The 17,831-nt window shown below is 60.5% G+C and carries 18 protein-coding genes; 5 read left to right on the top strand and 13 right to left on the bottom strand.

Going from position 1 to position 17,831, the window contains the following annotated elements:
- Window positions 1–38 precede the first annotated feature (38 nt).
- The 6 genes from OH720_RS31255 to exbB all read right to left on the bottom strand — a co-directional run bounded on the left by OH720_RS31255 (window position 39) and on the right by exbB (window position 6,863).
- Window positions 39–1,439: an aminoacyl-tRNA deacylase and HDOD domain-containing protein gene (locus tag OH720_RS31255; protein ID WP_272604045.1), complete on the bottom strand. Its 1,401-nt coding sequence runs from the start codon at window positions 1,437–1,439 to the stop codon at window positions 39–41.
- A 78-nt stretch (window positions 1,440–1,517) separates the two neighbouring features.
- Window positions 1,518–3,593 (bottom strand): ATP-dependent DNA helicase RecG, encoded by a 2,076-nt coding sequence (recG, locus tag OH720_RS31250; protein WP_272604044.1) that lies wholly within the window; start codon window positions 3,591–3,593, stop codon window positions 1,518–1,520.
- Between the two features lie 8 nt (window positions 3,594–3,601).
- Window positions 3,602–4,531, bottom strand: coding sequence for a hydrogen peroxide-inducible genes activator (locus OH720_RS31245; protein ID WP_008064487.1), 930 nt, complete (start codon window positions 4,529–4,531; stop codon window positions 3,602–3,604).
- Window positions 4,532–4,704: 173 nt separating this feature from the next.
- A complete protein-coding gene (locus tag OH720_RS31240) occupies window positions 4,705–5,454 on the bottom strand; it encodes a TonB family protein (protein WP_180202137.1) in 750 nt (249 codons plus the stop codon).
- Complete coding sequence (exbD, locus tag OH720_RS31235; RefSeq protein WP_272604043.1) at window positions 5,451–5,879, bottom strand: TonB system transport protein ExbD; 429 nt, start codon at window positions 5,877–5,879, stop codon at window positions 5,451–5,453. The genes OH720_RS31240 and exbD overlap by 4 nt, the downstream gene beginning before the upstream one ends.
- A gap of 6 nt (window positions 5,880–5,885) precedes the next feature.
- A complete protein-coding gene (gene exbB / locus OH720_RS31230; RefSeq protein ID WP_272604042.1) occupies window positions 5,886–6,863 on the bottom strand; it encodes a tonB-system energizer ExbB in 978 nt (325 codons plus the stop codon).
- A gap of 190 nt (window positions 6,864–7,053) precedes the next feature.
- Here exbB and OH720_RS31225 point away from each other — a divergent pair, with 190 nt between their 5' ends.
- The gene (locus OH720_RS31225) at window positions 7,054–7,911 is read left to right on the top strand and encodes an SDR family oxidoreductase (RefSeq protein ID WP_272604041.1); all 858 of its coding nucleotides are present in this window, start codon (window positions 7,054–7,056) and stop codon (window positions 7,909–7,911) included.
- 127 nt (window positions 7,912–8,038) lie between these two features.
- Here the strand turns inward: OH720_RS31225 and OH720_RS31220 are convergent, their stop codons facing one another.
- The 6 genes from OH720_RS31220 to OH720_RS31195 form a co-directional block, all read right to left on the bottom strand.
- Complete coding sequence (locus tag OH720_RS31220; protein WP_272604040.1) at window positions 8,039–8,779, bottom strand: hypothetical protein; 741 nt, start codon at window positions 8,777–8,779, stop codon at window positions 8,039–8,041.
- Between the two features lie 67 nt (window positions 8,780–8,846).
- Window positions 8,847–9,227 (bottom strand): RidA family protein, encoded by a 381-nt coding sequence (locus OH720_RS31215; protein ID WP_003229509.1) that lies wholly within the window; start codon window positions 9,225–9,227, stop codon window positions 8,847–8,849.
- 27 nt (window positions 9,228–9,254) lie between these two features.
- Window positions 9,255–11,360 (bottom strand): bifunctional GTP diphosphokinase/guanosine-3',5'-bis pyrophosphate 3'-pyrophosphohydrolase, encoded by a 2,106-nt coding sequence (gene spoT, locus OH720_RS31210; protein ID WP_008062824.1) that lies wholly within the window; start codon window positions 11,358–11,360, stop codon window positions 9,255–9,257.
- A 57-nt stretch (window positions 11,361–11,417) separates the two neighbouring features.
- The gene (gene rpoZ / locus OH720_RS31205; protein ID WP_007921129.1) at window positions 11,418–11,681 is read right to left on the bottom strand and encodes a DNA-directed RNA polymerase subunit omega; all 264 of its coding nucleotides are present in this window, start codon (window positions 11,679–11,681) and stop codon (window positions 11,418–11,420) included.
- A gap of 167 nt (window positions 11,682–11,848) precedes the next feature.
- Window positions 11,849–12,469 carry a guanylate kinase gene (gene gmk, locus OH720_RS31200; RefSeq protein ID WP_046818551.1) on the bottom strand — a complete coding sequence of 207 codons (621 nt, stop codon included), beginning with the start codon at window positions 12,467–12,469 and terminating at the stop codon, window positions 11,849–11,851.
- 12 nt (window positions 12,470–12,481) lie between these two features.
- Window positions 12,482–13,345 (bottom strand): YicC/YloC family endoribonuclease, encoded by an 864-nt coding sequence (locus OH720_RS31195; RefSeq protein ID WP_272604039.1) that lies wholly within the window; start codon window positions 13,343–13,345, stop codon window positions 12,482–12,484.
- A 267-nt stretch (window positions 13,346–13,612) separates the two neighbouring features.
- Here OH720_RS31195 and rph point away from each other — a divergent pair, with 267 nt between their 5' ends.
- The 3 genes from rph to gltS all read left to right on the top strand — a co-directional run bounded on the left by rph (window position 13,613) and on the right by gltS (window position 16,230).
- Window positions 13,613–14,335: a ribonuclease PH gene (gene rph, locus OH720_RS31190; RefSeq protein WP_008062828.1), complete on the top strand. Its 723-nt coding sequence runs from the start codon at window positions 13,613–13,615 to the stop codon at window positions 14,333–14,335.
- Between the two features lie 28 nt (window positions 14,336–14,363).
- The gene (locus OH720_RS31185; RefSeq protein ID WP_008062830.1) at window positions 14,364–14,732 is read left to right on the top strand and encodes a DUF4870 domain-containing protein; all 369 of its coding nucleotides are present in this window, start codon (window positions 14,364–14,366) and stop codon (window positions 14,730–14,732) included.
- A 292-nt stretch (window positions 14,733–15,024) separates the two neighbouring features.
- A complete protein-coding gene (gltS, locus tag OH720_RS31180) occupies window positions 15,025–16,230 on the top strand; it encodes a sodium/glutamate symporter (protein WP_272604038.1) in 1,206 nt (401 codons plus the stop codon).
- Window positions 16,231–16,305: 75 nt separating this feature from the next.
- Here gltS and OH720_RS31175 read toward each other — a convergent pair whose 3' ends face one another.
- Window positions 16,306–17,085, bottom strand: coding sequence for an exodeoxyribonuclease III (locus tag OH720_RS31175; RefSeq protein WP_008062840.1), 780 nt, complete (start codon window positions 17,083–17,085; stop codon window positions 16,306–16,308).
- An 82-nt stretch (window positions 17,086–17,167) separates the two neighbouring features.
- Between OH720_RS31175 and pyrE the strand changes: the two genes are divergently transcribed.
- Complete coding sequence (gene pyrE / locus OH720_RS31170) at window positions 17,168–17,812, top strand: orotate phosphoribosyltransferase (RefSeq protein WP_272604037.1); 645 nt, start codon at window positions 17,168–17,170, stop codon at window positions 17,810–17,812.
- The last annotated feature ends 19 nt before the right edge of the window (window positions 17,813–17,831 follow it).

Below are 17,831 nucleotides of genomic sequence, written 5' to 3'. Positions count from 1 at the left end.
ACCGCGGCGTCTGGTCAGCGGGCTTACCGGCGATGCTGTCAGGGCTGGCTGAACTGCGAAGCCAGTTCACGCAGCAACACTTCAGCCTCAAGCACTTTGCTAACGACGTCTTCAGCCTTGGCACGGCTCAGGCCGAGTCGCTCCAGCAGGGCATCGGGGATGTCTTCATCCGGTCCGGAGCCAATACCGCGGCTGCGCAGCAGGCGCACCGCCAGGCAAACCAGGTTCGGGTATTCGGCAAAGGTGCCGTCGTAGCCTGGGTCGTGCTGGAAGCGCAGCGCGGTGGTGAGTTCTTCCGGCATGTCCCAGTAGCGCATCAGCCATGAGCCGATCTGTTCACGGCTGATGCCCAGCAGGTGTTGCTCGATGTAGCTGTGGCACAGGTGCGGGTTGACCTCCATGTGCCGGCAGATCAGCGAGAAGTGCGGCGGGAACACGTGGGCCAGCAGCAGGTAGCCGAAGTTGTGCAGCAGGCCCGCCAGGTAGGTCAGGCCCGCTTCCGGGCGCTGGGTGCGGGGCATGGCTCTGGTCAGCCCTTCGATGACCGCGGCCGTGTAGATCGATTGCTGCCAGTACGGGGTGCTGTGTTGTGGATGGTCCTTGGGCAGGCTCAAGGTTTTGCCCAGGGCCAGGCCCAGCGCCAGGTTGATCACCAGGTCGAAACCCAGTACCCGGACGATCGCATCCTCTACCGAACGAATCTTGCCGGGTGAGGCGTAGTAGGGCGATGCGGCCCAACTCACCACCTGTGCGGCCAGCGCCGGGTCGGTTTCGACCACGCCGGTAATGTCGTCGATGGTGGCGTTGGGGTCGACGCGCAGCTTGATGATCTTCTGTGCCGTTTCAGCCAGCGGTGGAATCTCGATGGTTGCTTCCAGTCGTTGCTGGATACGTCGTGCGGTGAACGCCTGGACGGCCTGGGAGATTTCCTCGCGGTCATCGTCAGGGCGATCGAGGTTGGGGCGGATGCTGCTCAGGTTCTCGCCGAAGTTGGCGGCGCTGGCCTTGGTCAGCATGGACCGGAAGGCGTCACTGCTGATCTCCAGCAGCACGCCCGGCTCACCCGAATTGACCAGCACCATGGGCTCGCGCAACAGGCTTTCTTCATACAGGCAGGGCGAGCTGGTCAGCGATGGCAGGCCCGGCAGCAGGCTCAGGCTGTGTTTGCCGAGCATTTTCTGCAGGCGCTCGGTCGACACGGCCGTGAGGCGGCGGCCGGTGAGTTCGGTCAGGCGATTGAGGTCCAGCAACTGGCTCTGCGGATACAGCACCATCAGTGCACCGACACTGTCATCGAGCAGCACGGCCTGGACTTTGCGCGCGGCGTTCAGGCCGTGATGGTCAAGCACTTCTTCGAAGGCGATGCCCATTTTGTCCAGCAGCAGCCGAATGACCGACGGAGCGTGCGGGTCAGCGGGTGCGAGGGCAACTTCGGTCATGGTCTGTATCCGTTTCAAAACAATTTCAGGAGTATAACCAGCTTGCTCAAGGCCATGGTCTGGAAACTGAGACGCTGCTCACACTTGGCCGTATTGCTGCCCATGGCGCAGCCAGCGATCGAGTAACGGGCTGACATGGTCAGGCCAGCGCTCCAGCAGGGCTTGGGCGGCGTCGCGTACGGCAGGCAGCAGGTCGGCGTCGCGCATCAGGTCGGCGACCTTGAATTGCAGCAGGCCGGTTTGCCGTGTACCGAGCATTTCGCCGGGACCGCGCAGTTCGAGGTCTTTTTCGGCGATCACAAAGCCGTCGTTGGTTTCGCGCATGATACCCAGCCGCTGGCGTCCGATCTGTGACAACGGCGGGTGATAAAGCAGCACGCAGTGGCTGACCGCGCTGCCCCGCCCGACGCGCCCGCGCAGCTGGTGCAATTGCGCCAAACCCAGGCGTTCGGGGTTTTCGATGATCATCAGGCTGGCGTTGGGCACGTCCACGCCGACTTCGATCACGGTGGTGGCGACCAGCAACTGCAGGTTGCCAGCTTTGAACTCGGCCATCACCGCCGCTTTTTCGGCAGGCTTCATGCGTCCATGGATCAAGCCGACTTTCAATTCGCCGAGAGCGGCGGTGAGGTCTTCGTGCGTAGTTTCGGCGGCCTGGCAGGTCAGCTCTTCCGATTCTTCGATCAGCGTGCACACCCAATAGGCCTGACGCCCTTCGGCACAAGCACCGCGCACCCGTTCGATCACTTCGACGCGCCGGGTGTCGGTGACCAGCACCGTGTTCACCGGGGTACGGCCTGGGGGCAGTTCGTCGAGGATCGAGGTGTCGAGGTCGGCGTAGGCGCTCATGGCCAAGGTTCGGGGGATCGGCGTGGCGGTCATGATCAGCTGATGCGGGCACATCCGTCCGCCGACGCCTTTCTGCCGCAGCGCCAGGCGCTGCTGTACGCCAAAGCGGTGCTGTTCGTCGATGATCGCCAGCGCGAGATTCTTGAACTGCACTTCGTCCTGGAACAGCGCGTGGGTGCCGACCACCATCGGTGCGCCGCCCGCAATCTGCTCAAGCGCGGCGACACGGTTCTTGCCCTTTAGCTTGCCGGCCAGCCAGGCGACTTCGATGCCCAGCGGTTCGAGCCAGCGCTTGAAGGTGATGAAGTGCTGCTCGGCGAGGATTTCGGTGGGCGCCATCAGGGCAACTTGATAACCGGCTTCCAGCGCCTGTAGTGCAGCCAGCGCGGCGACCACGGTTTTGCCCGCGCCGACGTCGCCCTGAATCAGTCGCAACATGGGTTCGTGCTGGCTGAGGTCGTAGGCGATTTCGTTGCCGACCCGCTGTTGTGCGCCGGTCGGGGTGAAGCCCAGGTTGGCCAAATACTGGGTGGGCAGCTTCGTGGCTTTCGGCATCGCTGGCGCGCGCAGGGCACGCATGCTCTCGCGCAAGCGTTGCTGCGACAGTTGATGGGTCAGCAGTTCTTCGAAGGCCAGGCGGTGCTGGGCCCAGTGATGACCCAGGGCGAGTTCGTCGACATCGGCATCGGCAGGCGGGTTATGCAGGTAGCGGATCGCATCGGCCAGCGGCGCCAGTTGGTAATCGCGGGCCAGTTCCTTCGGCAGCCAGTCGGGCAGGCTGCTGGGGCCGAGCAAGGTCAGGGTTTGCAGGCAGAGCTGGCGCAGGCGCTGTTGGGTCAGGCCCTCGGTGAGCGGGTACACCGGGGTCAGGGTTTCATCCACGGGCGGCGGTTCGTCGCCGGTGATGGCGCGGTATTCCGGGTGGTAGATCTCGAGCCCCGAGGCACCGGGCCGCGCTTCGCCGTAGCAGCGAATCCGCGTGCCGCGCTTGAGACCTTCTTTCTGCGCGTTGCTGAAGTGATAAAAGCGCAGGCTGAGCCCGCCGGTACCGTCCTGCAGGCGCACCACCAGGCTGCGGCGTCGGCCCATGACCACATCGGCGCCGCTGACGGTGCCTTCGATCACGGCATCTTGCCCTGGGCGCAGCGCGCCGATCGGCACGACGCGAGTGCGATCCTGGTAGCGCAGCGGCAGATGAAACAGAACGTCCTGGAGATTTTCCAGGCCGACCTTGGCCAGTTTTTCGGCCATGGCTTCGCCGACACCCTTGAGTGCCGTCACCGACACTTGCGACAACTCGGTCATGGCGTGGCTTAACCGGCCGTTACCGGTGCGGCGGGTTTGGCCACCGAGCACAGGCGAATGGAGTCAGCGAGGATTTCAATGGCCTTTGGCCGCGGGAAGCTGGCACGCCAGGCGATGGCTACGGTGCGAAATGGCACTGGCGCCGACAGTGGCCGGACTTCGATCACGCCGGGGGCGTAGTGATGGCTGTCGACTGCCGACAGCGGCAGGATCGAAATGCCAAGACCGGAAGCCACCATGTGGCGGATGGTTTCCAGCGAGCTGGACTCCACCGTGGTGTGCTTGGCGCCGTCGTTGCCCTTGGCCAGGGTCGGGCAGGCTTCGAGTACCTGGTCGCGGAAGCAATGGCCTTCGCCGAGCAGCAGCAGGCTTTTGTCGTTGAGCAGGTTGGCGTCGATGGATTCTTTCTGTGTCCATGGGTGCTGGGCCGGCATCAGGACATAGAACGGCTCGTCATAGAGCTGCAAGGTCAGCACGTCGGCTTCGTTGAACGGCAGGGCGATGATGATCGCGTCGAGTTCGCCGTTGCGCAGTTTGTCGCGCAGCACGTGGGTGAAATTTTCCTCGATGTACAACGGCATCTGCGGGGCAACCCGGTGCAGTTGCGGAATCAGGTGCGGGAACAGATACGGGCCGACGGTGTAGATCGCGCCGACCTTGAGTGGCGCGGTCAACTGGTTCTTGCCGGCCTGGGCCAGTTCGCGGATGCCTTGGGCCTGCTCGAGCACTTTTTGCGCCTGGGCGACGATGCCCTCGCCGACGGGGGTCAAGCGCACGGCGCTTTTGCTGCGCTCAAAAATCAGCACACCGAGTTCGTCTTCAAGCTTTTTCACGCCCACCGACAGGGTCGGTTGGCTGACGTGACAACGCTCGGCGGCATGGCCGAAGTGTTGTTCTTGGGCGAGGGTAACGATGTAGCGTAATTCTGTGAGGGTCATAGCAAGCGTCCATGAAGTTGCGGGCCAAGCATACCGCTTGCAATCGATAGACGCACGTTATCAGAAGGCAGGTGGCGAGTGACACAGGGTAATATCGGTTTGGCGTTTCCAGATACGCAAAAGGCACCTTTCGGTGCCTTTTGCAGTTCCAGTTTCCTGGGTTGCCGTTGTGATTAGCGTCGGCGTTTGTCGATCGAGTAAACAAAAGGTGCAACGATTTCGATCGAGCCGTTGGTCAGCATGTCGGCCGGTGGTTTGGGCAGCGGCTGGGCACGGCGGATCATGTCCAGGGTCGCTCGGTCCAGATCGGCTGTGCCCGAGGCGCCAACCAGTTCGAAGGACAGGACGTTGCCTTCGGCATCCACCACGAAACGCAGGCGGTTCATGCCTTCCTTGCCCCGTGCCTGTGCGCTGGCCGGATACTTCTTGTACTTTTGCAGGTGCGCCAGCAATGCGCCTTGCCAACTGGCCTTGGCCGCGACTTGAGCGGCGGAAGGGCCAGGTGCAGGCTGGGCGGATTTCTCCGACGGGGCCTGGGTCGGTTGCGCCTCGCTCGGTTTGGCTTCCGACGGTTTTTCCTTCGGCGGCTCGGGCTTCTTCTCTACCGGTTTGGGCGGCTGAGGCTTCGGCTTGGGTTTTACCGGCTTGGGCACGGCAATCTCGGCCTTCGGCGCTTCGGCAAGCTTGGGTATCGGCAGTTCTTCGACCGGAGCGGGCGGCTGCGGTGGCGTGACGACCTTCGGCGGTGCAGGCGGTGGCGGGGCGGGAACCGGTGCCAGCTCGACCATCATTGCCTGGGGTGGCAATTCGATGGGCGGGTGGGCCGTCCAGTTCACGGCCAGCGCGATGGCCAGCGCGTGAACGCCCAGCACAATGGCCAGGCTACCGCTGTAACGCGTCAGCTTATGGCGCGTAGTGATCATTTCTTGGCTGCCGTCTCGAGTCCGACCAGGCCGACCTTCAGGTAACCGGCGGCACGCAGATTGTCCATTACGTTCATCAGGTCGCCGTAATCCACACCTTTATCGGCCTGGAAGAAGATCGTCGTGTCTTTCTTGCCCTGGGTCCTGGCGTCGAGCGTGGCGCCAAGTGCTTCGGCCTTCACTTCGTCTTCGCCGAGGAAAAGGCGCTGGTCAGCCTTGACGCTGAGGAACACCGGTTTCTCCGGCCGTGGCGCCGGCTTGGCGGTGGACGCCGGCAGGTCGACCTTGATGTCCACGGTGGCCAGCGGGGCCGCCACCATGAAGATGATCAGCAGCACCAGCATCACGTCGATGAACGGCGTGACGTTGATTTCGTGGTTTTCGGACAGATCGTCGTCTGCCCCTTCTTTCAAATGCAGGCCCATGGCCGATTACCCCACTTTCACCATGTGCGGTTGCGAGCTGCTGCGCTCAGGCTGGTGGTCGAGGTCGCGGCTGACCAGCAGCAGGACCTGTGCCGACGCGTCGGACACCTGAGCCTTGTAACCGGCGATGGAGCGGGCGAAGACGTTGTAGATCACCACCGCAGGGATCGCTGCAACCAGGCCCAGAGCGGTTGCCAGCAGGGCTTCGGCGATGCCGGGGGCCACGACGGCGAGGTTGGTGGTCTGGGTCTTGGCGATGCCGATGAAGCTGTTCATGATGCCCCATACGGTACCGAACAGGCCGACGAACGGTGCAGTGGAACCGATGGTGGCGAGCACGCCGGTACCGCTGCTCATGTTGCGACCGCAGGCCGCGACCAGGCGCTCAAGGCGGAAGCTGACGCGTTCCTTGATGCCTTCTTTCTCACGGCTGTTGACCGACAGGCGCATCTCTTCAAGGGCGTCATGGACCAGCAGGTTGGCCAGGGTGCCTTCCTTTGCCGCAGTGGCACTGGCTTCTTTAAGGGAGGCGGATTTTTTCAGCTGGGCGATTTCACCGCGCAGACGACGCTTGGCGCCCATCAACTCAAGACCTTTGGCGATCCAGATGGTCCAGGTGATGATCGAGGCGATGGCCAGGCCGATCATCACGATTTTGACGATGATGTCGGCGTTCTGGTACATGCCCCACGGCGACAGGTCATGGGCCATGCCCAGGGTGTTGTCGGCCTCCAGGACTTCGGGAGCGTTTTCACCGTTAGTGTCTGCCGGTACTGCCTGGGCAGGATCGGTCGCAACCGGTGTCACTGCTGGAGCGGCGTGGTCGGCCTGGGCAGGTGCGGCGGCAGCAGCCGGTGCGGCGGGGGCTTGTGCGTCAGCAAAAGCGGCGGTTGGCGCCAGCATCAGGCTGAGTAGCAGGGCGGCCGCCGCGCTCCAGGCGCGAGGTCGTTTGGTTGGCGAAGCGGAGAGTTGATTACGTGTCATGCTGGGCCGGACCTGAAGGAAAAAGACGGTTAATGTTCTTCCAGGCCTCGTGAGGCCGAGAACAAAAGTGGTCCGCATTATTGCAAGTAATTCTTGTTAACAGAAGTAATAGAGTATCTTTTTTTCCTGCATTGCTAGCCGCTCGTCCATTGGCAGCGCTGGTTTGTCCATTTTTGAGGAGAGTTTCCTGATGTCCGCACCCTCTGTTTTGATCGCCGGTTGCGGTGATGTCGGCAGTCGTCTGGCCACGCAATTGTTGAAAGGCGGGTGGGAAGTCCATGGCCTGCGCCGTGACGTTTCGCGCCTGCCCGACGGGGTTGTAGGAGTGGCTGGCGACTTGTTCAACAAAGACTGCCCGGCGACCTGGCCGGTGGGTGCGGTGGACTACCTGGTGTATTGCGCGGCCGCCACCGATCACGATGAAGCCGGTTACCGCGCCGCTTATGTCCAGGGCCTGCAGCATGTGCTGGAGTGGCTGGAGGACTATGGGCAGGTGCCCAATCGCTTGCTGTTCGTTTCCAGCAGCAGTGTCTACGGCCAGCAGCAGGGCGAGTGGATTGACGAGACTTCGCCAGCCGTAGCGGCGGGTTATTCAGGGCGGGTGATGCTCGAAGCGGAGCAGATTGCGCTCAATAGCGGTATCCCGGCCAGTATCGTGCGTCTGACCGGAATCTACGGGCCGGGTCGTGAGTGGTTGCTGACCCAGGTTCGCCGGGGCTATCGCGTGGCGGTCGATCCACCGCTGTACGCCAATCGCATTCATGCCGATGACGCGGCCGGGTTGATGGCCTGTCTGTTGGAGGCGGACCGGCGTGGCGTGGCACTGGATGACGTCTATATTGGCGTTGATGACGCGCCCGCAGCGCTGGCGGATGTGGTGGGCTGGTTGCGCGAGTATCTGGGTGTGACCGAATGGGCGGAGGACGCCACTGTGCGCCGCACCGGGAGCAAGCGTTGCAGCAATGCGCGGGCGAAGGCGTTGGGTTGGACGCCGAAGTACCCGAGTTTTCGCGAGGGTTATGCGGCGATCATTGAAGGGCGTTGCTGACTTTCAGGCACCCTGAGGCACCTGTAGGAGTGAGCCTGCTCGCGATGGCGATGTAACAGTCAACGAGGATGTTGAATGTTATGGCCTCATCGCGAGCAGGCTAACTCCTACATGGGGTAATCGGTGCTTACTGTTTTTCCAGCAACCACTTGCGATTGCCCGGCGTGTACTGGGGCATTTCGTCTGCCTGGGCGGTATTCACTGCCTGGAAAATTTCCAGTTCCTTGCCTTTGCGCGCAAAGATCCAGGGGTTTCCCTGGCCGTTGAGTTGCAACCACATGTTGTCATTGCCACCGCTCATCGATGCACAATCACCCGCCAGGCACAGGGCATAACGATCGGCCTCCGGCAGGCCGATGACCTGGCCATCGGCCTGGAACTGCACGCTATTGCCTTCGCCAGGGCCGCTGACGACCTTCCAGCTGCCGCCCATGTACGCCGAGTACAGCGCGCGCTCGAAGCTGGCACCCATCGGTGCGCCATCCGGAACCGGAATCAGTGCGCGGTCGAAGACCTGCTCAGGCTCGTTATCGCTGGCGGCCTGGCTCAATTGCTTGCCGTCACGCTTGAGCTCGCTGGCAGAGCTGCCATAAAAGTCGACTTTCCAGGCGCCGGACTGTTCGCCCAGCAACTTGCCTTCGACATTTTCAAAACCATTGGTGTAGCGGGCCTGGCTGGCCTTGGTGTTGACGTCCCATTCCAGGTTCGGACCATAGGCCTGGAGGGCTTCACGCAGGGGGCCGCCTTTGGCTGCAGCATCGATCGCCGCCTGGTTGATCCAGGTGCCGCTAATGTCACGGTCGGCAGGGTTGCTGGCACATCCGCCCAAAAGCAGGGCGAGCAGCGAGAGAACAAGCGCGTTGCGCATGGTGGAATCCTTTCAGACTTTCTTTACTGCAGAGCGGTCGGCGCAGCCATGGGCTGCGCCAGACGCATTACTCGATGACCAGGATGGCATCCATTTCAACCTGCGAACCCTTTGGCAGGGCCGCAACGCCAATGGCGGCGCGAGCTGGGTAAGGCTGGTCGAAGTATTTGCCCATGATCTCGTTGACCTTGGCGAAGTGGCTCAGGTCGGTGAGGAAGATGTTCAGCTTGACGATGTCCTTGAACGAACCGCCAGCAGCTTCAGCCACGGCCTTCAGGTTCTCGAACACCTGGACGGTCTGGGCTTCGAAGCCTTCGACCAGTTCCATGGTTTTTGGGTCCAGGGGAATCTGGCCCGACATGTAGACGGTGTTGCCAGCCTTGATCGCCTGGGAGTAAGTACCGATGGCGGCCGGGGCCTTGTCGCTGGTGATAACAGTCTTGGTCATGAATGACTCCTTGTAATGGTTGGATGGCTACGCGCGCATGCGGGTGATGCGGATCACCCCGGTCAGGGCGCGCAGTTTTTTGATCACGCGGGCCAGGTGCACGCGGTCGTGTACGCTGACCACCAGTTGGACCACGCTGATGCGACCATCGCGTTCATCCATGCTGATTTTTTCGATGTTGCCGTCGGCCGCGTTGACGCTGCTGGCCAACAGGGCGATCAGGCCGCGCTGGTGTTCCAGCTCGACGCGCAGTTCGACGTTGAATTCGCCGGTGACATCCTTGGCCCACGAGAGCTGGATGCATTTTTCCGGGTTGTGGCGGATTTCGCTGATGTTGCGGCAGTTGTCCAGGTGCACGACCATGCCTTTGCCCGCGGACAGGTGGCCGACAATCGGGTCGCCCGGGATCGGCGTGCAGCACTTGGCGTAGCTGAGGACCAGGCCTTCGGTGCCGCGAATCGCCAGCGGGCCTTCCGGGCTCGGTAACTGTTCGCCTTCGCCGAGCAGGCGTCGGGCGACGACGTAGGCCATGCGATTGCCCAGGCCGATGTCTTCAAGCAGGTCTTCGATCAGTTCGAGACGGTATTCGGCGAGCATCGCCTTGACGCGTTCGGCCGGGATTTTTTCCAGCGAGCTGTCGAAACCGTTGAGCACCTTGTTCAGCAGGCGTTCGCCCAGGCTGATGGATTCGGAGCGGCGCTGCAGTTTCAGTGCATGGCGGATGTGGGTGCGCGCCTTGCCGGTAACCACGAAGTTGAGCCAGGCCGGGTTCGGCCGTGCGCCCGGAGCGCTGACGATCTCGACCGTGGAGCCGCTTTGCAGCGGTTCGGACAGCGGTGCGAGACGACGGTTGATCCGGCAGGCAATGCAGCTGTTGCCGACGTCGGTGTGCACCGCGTAGGCAAAATCGACCGCCGTGGAGCCCTTGGGCAGCTCCATGATCCGGCCTTTGGGCGTGAACACGTAGACCTCGTCCGGGAACAGGTCGATCTTCACGCTTTCGATGAATTCCAGCGAATTGCCGGCCCGTTGCTGCATTTCCAGCACGCCCTTGACCCACTGGCGGGCACGGGCATGCGTGCCTTTTGGCTGCTCGTCGCCGCTGGATTTGTACAGCCAATGGGCGGCGATGCCGTTGTTGGCCATCTCTTCCATTTCGCGGGTGCGGATCTGGATCTCGATCGGAACACCGTGCATGCCGAACAGCGTGGTGTGCAGCGACTGATAGCCGTTGGCCTTGGGAATCGCAATGTAGTCCTTGAAGCGACCCGGCAACGGCTTGTACAAATTATGAACAGCGCCTAGCACGCGGTAGCAGGTATCGACCTTGTCGACGATGATCCGGAACGCATAGACGTCCATGATCTCGTTGAAGGCCCGACGCTTGCCGCGCATCTTCTTGTAGATGCCGTAGAGGTGTTTCTGCCGACCGCTGACCTCGCCCTGGATGCCGTCGATGGCCAGGCAGTGACTGAGGGATTCTTCGATCTTGTTGACGATTTCCTTGCGGTTGCCCCGGGCGCGCTTGACTGCCTGGTAGATCCGCGCGGAACGCATCGGGTGCATGGCCTTGAAGCCGAGGTCTTCGAATTCTATGCGGATGGCGTGCATGCCCAGCCGGTTGGCGATGGGTGCATAGATTTCCAGGGTTTCCTTGGCTATGCGCCGGCGTTTTTCCCCGGACAGCACTTCCAGCGTGCGCATGTTGTGCAGGCGGTCGGCCAGCTTGACCAGGATCACGCGAATGTCGCGGGCCATGGCCATGGCCATTTTCTGGAAGTTTTCAGCCTGGGCTTCGGCCTTGGTCTCGAAGTTCATCTGGGTCAGTTTGCTGACCCCGTCGACCAGTTCGGCCACGGTTTCGCCAAATTGCGCTTGCAGCGCTTCCTTGGCAATGCCGGTGTCTTCGATCACGTCATGCAGCATGGCCGCCATCAGGCTCTGATGGTCCATGTGCATGTCGGCAAGAATATTCGCCACCGCAAGTGGGTGCGTGACGTACGCCTCACCGCTACGGCGGCGTTGGCCGTCGTGGGCTTGTTCGGCGTAGAAATACGCTCGGCGGACCAGGTTGACCTGGTCTTTGCCGAGGTAGGTCGATAAGCGATCGGCGAGGGCGTCTATGCTCGGCATGATGTCTCCTGCCGTAAGCTTTTATCCCGCGCCGTGCTACGTCGACCAGGCATAGGCTTAGACGGCCTCGTTGGACTCGTCCTCGAATGCAGCGAAAAGCGGTTCATCTTCAACGATTTCGGCTTCGGCGATAGCTGCGTAGTCGATCAGGCCTTCAGCGATTTCACGCAGGGCGACGACGGTAGGCTTGTCGTTTTCCCATGCTACTTTCGGCTCTTTGCCGCCGGTGGCCAGTTGACGGGCACGCTTGGTAGAGAGCATGACCAGCTCAAAGCGGTTATCCACGTGTTCTAGGCAGTCTTCAACGGTTACGCGGGCCATGGTCTTCCTCGTAGCAAATGCAATATGCGCGCTGCCCGGATGGGCGAGCGGACTCAACAGTTTAAAAAATCACCAGCGATTAGGGAAGCGCTGATTTTTTGACCAAGCTCTTCAACGCGCTGCAAGTGCCAATGTAAAGCCCTTGCAGCTGTTTTGGGAAGAGCTCTTTAGCCGAGCAATTCAGCCAGTAATTTGCCAAAACGTTGCTGCTGGCGTTTCTGTTGCAGCTGATTGGCGCGGAAAATCGCCTTCAGGTCGTGCAGCGCGTGGGCGAAATCGTCGTTGATCACCAGGTAGTCGTAGTCGACGTAGTGGCTCATTTCGCTGACGGCTTCACGCATGCGGCCGTCAATGATCTCGTCACTGTCCTGGCCACGGTTGGTCAGGCGCTGGTGCAGGGCCTGCAACGACGGCGGCAGAATGAAGATCGAGCGGGCCTGGGGCATCAGCTTGCGTACTTGCTCGGCGCCTTGCCAGTCGATTTCCAGAATCAGGTCGTGGCCTTCGTCCAGGGTCTGCTGCAGGTGGCTTTGCGAAGTGCCGTAGAGATTGCCGAATACTTCGGCGCGCTCGAGGAAGTCGCCGTGCTCGATCATCTTCACGAACTCGCTGCGGTCGACGAAGTGATAGTTCACGCCATTCACTTCACCGGGACGCATGGCGCGAGTGGTGTGGGAGACCGAGACGCGGATCTCCGGATCGGCGTCGGTCAGGGCCTTGACCAGGCTGCTCTTGCCCGCGCCCGAAGGGGCGGAAATGATGTATAGGGTGCCAGTGCTGTGGGTCATGTCGGGGTTGCCTTACTCAATATTCTGCACTTGTTCGCGCATCTGCTCGATCAACACCTTGAGGTTGACCGCCGCCTGGGTGCTGCGCGGGTCGAAGGCTTTGGAGCCCAGTGTGTTGGCTTCGCGGTTGAGCTCCTGCATCAGGAAGTCCAGGCGCCGCCCGGCGGCACCGCCGGACTTGAGCACCCGGCGAACTTCGATGATGTGAGTGCTCAGGCGATCCAGTTCTTCGGCAACGTCGCTTTTTTGCGCGAGCATGACCATTTCCTGCTCCAGACGCTGCGGGTCCATCTCGGCCTTCATGTCGGCAAAGCGGTCGAGCACTTTCTGGCGCTGGGTGGCGAGCATCTGCGGAACCAGTTCGCGCAGGGTCACCACGTCTTCTTCGATGGACGTCAGGCGGTCATTGATCAACCGCGCCAGTTCCGCGCCTTCGCGCTCACGGCCGGCCTTGAGCTCCTTGAGGCCCTGGTTGAACAGTGCCAGCGCCTCGGCGTTCAGCGCTTGAGGGTCGGTCGCATCGCCCACCAGTACGCCGGGCCAGGCCAGTACTTCGAGCGGGTTCAGCGCTGCCGGGTTCTTGATCAGGCTGGCGATGGTCTCGGCGGCCGCAACCAGTTGTGCTGCGCGCGCCTGGTCCACTTGCAGTGGTTTGCCGGTGTTTTCTTCGGTGAAGCGCAGGGTGCATTCGAGCTTGCCTCGGGACACGCCCTGGCGCAGCGCCTCGCGGACGGCGCCTTCGAGGTCGCGGAAGGACTCCGGCAGGCGCAGGTGGGGTTCCAGGTAGCGGCTGTTGACCGAGCGCAGTTCCCAGCTCAGGGTGCCCTGGACCCCGGCTTTCTCGACGCGGGCGAAGGCGGTCATGCTGTGCACCATGGAGGTACCTCGCAATGCAGATCGGCGCGCAACTGACGTTCCGGCCATCTGATATCAATGAATTTAAGCTGACTGGCAGCAAAGGCGCAGGATTGTAGCGCAGTGGCGTGGATGCGCCCAAACACACGGTGTGACAAAGGCCTGCAAGTCGTCGGCAGCGGGCTGTGCAGAGCCTTCGCTCGTCCGAGGAATTTTTTAGAAGTGCCCAGTCGTGGCTGGCGGCTCTATAATGCTCCGCAGTTTTCCGTCCCCGTACAGGTATCCCTTATGAAACGTCCAAGTGGTCGCGTTGCCGATCAGCTCCGCTCGATCCGCATTACCCGCAACTACACCAAACACGCCGAGGGATCCGTACTGGTGGAGTTCGGTGACACCAAGGTGATCTGCACCGTCAGCGTCGAAAACGGCGTGCCGCGGTTCCTCAAGGGCCAGGGCCAGGGCTGGTTGACGGCCGAGTACGGCATGCTGCCGCGCGCTACCGGCGAGCGTAACCAGCGTGAAGCCAGCCGTGGCAAGCAAGGCGGTCGCACCCTGGAAATCCAGCGCCTCATCGGTCGCTCCCTGCGCGCTGCGCTGGACATGTCCAAGCTGGGCGACGTCACCCTGTACGTTGACTGCGACGTGATCCAGGCTGACGGCGGTACGCGCACCGCCTCCATCACCGGCGCCATGGTGGCCCTGGTCGATGCCTTGAAAGTGATCAAGAAGCGCGGCGGCCTCAAAGGCGGCGACCCGCTCAAGCAAATGATCGGTGCCGTGTCGGTGGGTATGTATCAAGGTGAGCCTGTGCTCGACCTCGACTACCTGGAAGACTCGGCTGCCGAGACCGACCTGAACGTGGTGATGACCAGCTCTGGCGGCTTCATCGAAGTCCAGGGCACTGCCGAAGGCGCGCCGTTCCAGCCTGAAGAGCTGAACGCCATGCTGGAACTGGCGAAAAAAGGCATGAACGAAATTTTCGATCTGCAGAAAGCTGCACTGGCTGACTGATTGGATTGATACAGGCAAGGAGGACGCCATGAGTGACGAGCAGCAGTTGCTTCCCGTACCGGGCAAAGAGGTTCGGCAGTGGGCAATGTTTTGTCACTTGTCCGCCTTGCTGGGAATTTGGATTCCGTTCGGCTCGCTGATCGGCCCGCTGGTGCTGTGGCAGTTGAAGCGCGAGATGGACCCGTTCATCGACGCGCAGGGCAAGGAGGCGCTGAACTTTCAGATCACCGTCGCCATTGCTTCTGCCATTTGCCTGCTGCTGATGCTGGTGATTATCGGGTTTTTCCTGTTTGGCCTGGTGGCGATCGGGGCCCTGGTGTTGACGATCATTGGCGGCGTAAAAGCCAATGAAGGGGTGCCTTATCGGTATCCGTTCACCTGGCGATTGATCAAGTAAGCCAGGCACGGAAGTTTGGTTAAAATTAAATGCCCCGACCTGTCGGGGCATTTTTTTGAACTCGTTTTAGTCACAAACTGCAATGGTTCAGTGCGGGATATGTGCTTGGCAATCAGACTTGGCGATTGATAAAGTTGCGCCAAGTAATATTTACTAAGAAATATTTCGATACATTCAGACCATTGAGGGTCCCTGAATCTAAAAGCAATCAGTGTTGAGAGTAATCAACCTGTTCTTGAGGCGTGTCCAGGTAAAAAGTTCGCCCCTGAATATATACCCAAGAATACCCTGAATGATTCAGCTTGATTTTTATGGAACACTTGTCGCCGCCTCTTTAGTGCTATTGCTGGGGCGGGGGCTTGTTGCGCGCGTCGGTTTTTTACGCACTTATAATATTCCGGAACCTGTAGCGGGTGGCCTGGTAGTTGCCCTGGTACTTTTGGCCTTGCGAGGCCTGGATATTCAAGTTCGATTTGATACCTCGCTGCAAACTCCGTTGATGTTGGCGTTTTTTGCCACCATTGGCTTGAGCGCGGACTTTGCCAGCCTGAAGAAAGGCGGGCGGGTAGTGGGGATTTTCCTGCTGGCGGTCACTGGACTCTTGATAGTCCAGAATGCCATGGGCATCGGGCTCGCAACGACGTTGGGGCTCGATCCCTTGATGGGCCTGCTGACAGGCTCGATTACCCTGGCTGGCGGTCACGGTACCGGTGCTGCGTGGGGAGCGACGTTCAGTGAGAAGTACGGTCTGGCGTCAGCCTCTGAGCTTGCGATGGCCTCTGCAACCTTTGGCCTGGTGCTAGGCGGTTTGATTGGTGGTCCTGTGGCTCGCCTGCTCATCAACCGGGTTCAGACACCCGGTATTGAGCAAGAAAAGCCACGGCTACCAAAGGGCTTTGAGCAGCCGAACAAAGAGCGCTCAATTACGCCATTTTCGTTTATCGAGACACTTGCACTGATTTCGGTCAGCTTGCTGGCAGGCTCCCTGCTCAATAGTCTGCTTCACGAAACTGCATTTGAATTGCCGACGTTCGTCTGTGTGTTGTTCGTGGGCGTACTGTTACGCAACGGGCTTTCAGCGCTTGGTTTGTATCAGGTATTTGAGCGTGAAGTCTCGGTGCTGGGGAATGTCAGTTTGTCGCTGTTTCTGGCGATTGCACTGATGTCGCTTAAACTGTGGGATCTGGCTGCGCTGGCTTTGCCGTTCTTCATTATCCTGGCGGCACAAACGTTGGTCATGGCGCTGTTTGCAGTATTCGTGACATTCAGGGTCATGGGCAGCAACTACGATGCGGCAGTATTGGCGGCAGGGCATTGCGGGTTTGGACTGGGTGCAACACCGACTGCAATCGCCAACATGCAGGCGGTGACACAGCGCTACGGGCCGTCCCAGATAGCCTTCCTGGTGGTGCCAATGGTGGGGGCTTTCTTCATCGACATCATTAATGTGATTGTCATCAAGATGTACCTGGCGCTGCCGTTTTTCGCCATCGCCTGAAGTTAAAGCTGCGTACGACCAAAACAAAAAATGCCCGTATCTTGCGATACGGGCATTTTTTTTAACCGGCGAGACCTAGATGGTCAGCGTCCAGTCGTAGTCCACGATCAGCGGCGCGTGTTGCGAGAACCGTGGCTGACGTGGCAGGCGCGCACTGCGTACGAAGCGGCGCAGGCCCGGCGTCAGGATCTGGTAATCGAAACGCCAGCCGAGGTTGAGCATTTCGGCCTGTTCGTTATCCGGCCACCAGCTGTACTGGTCGCCTTCACGGCTGACTTCGCGCAGGGCATCGACATAACCCATGTTGCCGACAATCTCGTCCATCCAGGCGCGTTCAGGCGCAAGGAAGCCCGGTGATTGCTGGCTGTCACGCCAGTTCTTGATGTCCAGTTTCTGTTGCGCCACATACAGCGAGCCACAATAAATGTACTCGCGGCGTTTGCGCCGCTGCTTGTCCAGGTACTTGGCGAAGTCGTCCATGAGCTTGAACTTCTGGTTCAAGTCCTCATCGCCGTTCATCCCCGAAGGAAGCAGCAGGGTTGCAATACTGACTTTGTCGAAATCTGCTTGCAGGTAGCGCCCGTAGCGGTCGGCCGTCTCGAAACCGAGACCGCTGATGACAGCCTTCGGTTGCAACCGCGAGTACAAAGCCACGCCGCCTTGGGCGGGAACTTCGGCGTCGCAGGCATAAAGGAAGTATCCATCCAGTTGGAAGGCTGGATCGTCCAGTTCAAAGGCGGAGGCACGGGTGTCCTGCAGGCAGATGACGTCGGCATTCTGTGCCTGCAGCCAACTGAGCAAACCTCGCTCGACTGCGGCCTGAATACCATTGACGTTCACACTGATGATCCGCATAAATGGCCCCAAAAATCGCGTGCGTGTATGATACACGGCGTCAACCTAATTAGCTAAATCCGTGGTATTTGGGGTTTTTTTCATGCAAGCGTATCAGCGCGATTTCATTCGTTTTGCCATCGATCGCGGCGTTTTGCGCTTCGGTGAGTTCACCCTGAAGTCCGGGCGCACCAGTCCTTACTTCTTCAATGCGGGCCTTTTCAACTCGGGTTCGGCCCTGGCGCAGCTGGGTCGTTTCTACGCCGCAGCCATTGCCGAAAGCGGCATTGCCTTCGATGTCCTGTTCGGCCCGGCCTACAAAGGGATCCCTTTGGCGGCGACCACTGCAGTGGCATTGGCCGAGCATCACGGTCGTGACCTGCCATGGTGCTTCAACCGCAAGGAAGCCAAGGCGCACGGTGAAGGCGGCAGCCTGGTCGGCGCTCCGCTGACCGGCGATGTGCTGATTATCGACGACGTGATTACAGCTGGCACCGCGATCCGTGAAGTGATGCAGATCATCGCTTCCCAGGACGGCGCCAAGGCAGCCGGCGTGCTGATCGCCCTGAACCGTCAGGAGCGTGGTAACGGTGAGTTGTCGGCAATCCAGGAAGTGGAGCGTGATTTCGGTATTCCGGTGATCAGCATCGTTTCGCTGAACCAGGTGCTTGAATTCCTCGCCGACGATCCGCAACTCAAGCAGCACCTGCCTGCTGTGGAAGCCTACCGCGCCCAATTCGGCGTGTAATGCCATCCCCCCACAGGGA

Origin of the sequence: Pseudomonas sp. WJP1 (assembly GCF_028471945.1) — a bacterium.
In the GTDB taxonomy this organism is placed as follows: Bacteria; Pseudomonadota; Gammaproteobacteria; order Pseudomonadales; family Pseudomonadaceae; genus Aquipseudomonas.
This window is presented reverse-complemented; position numbering and strand designations above follow the sequence as displayed.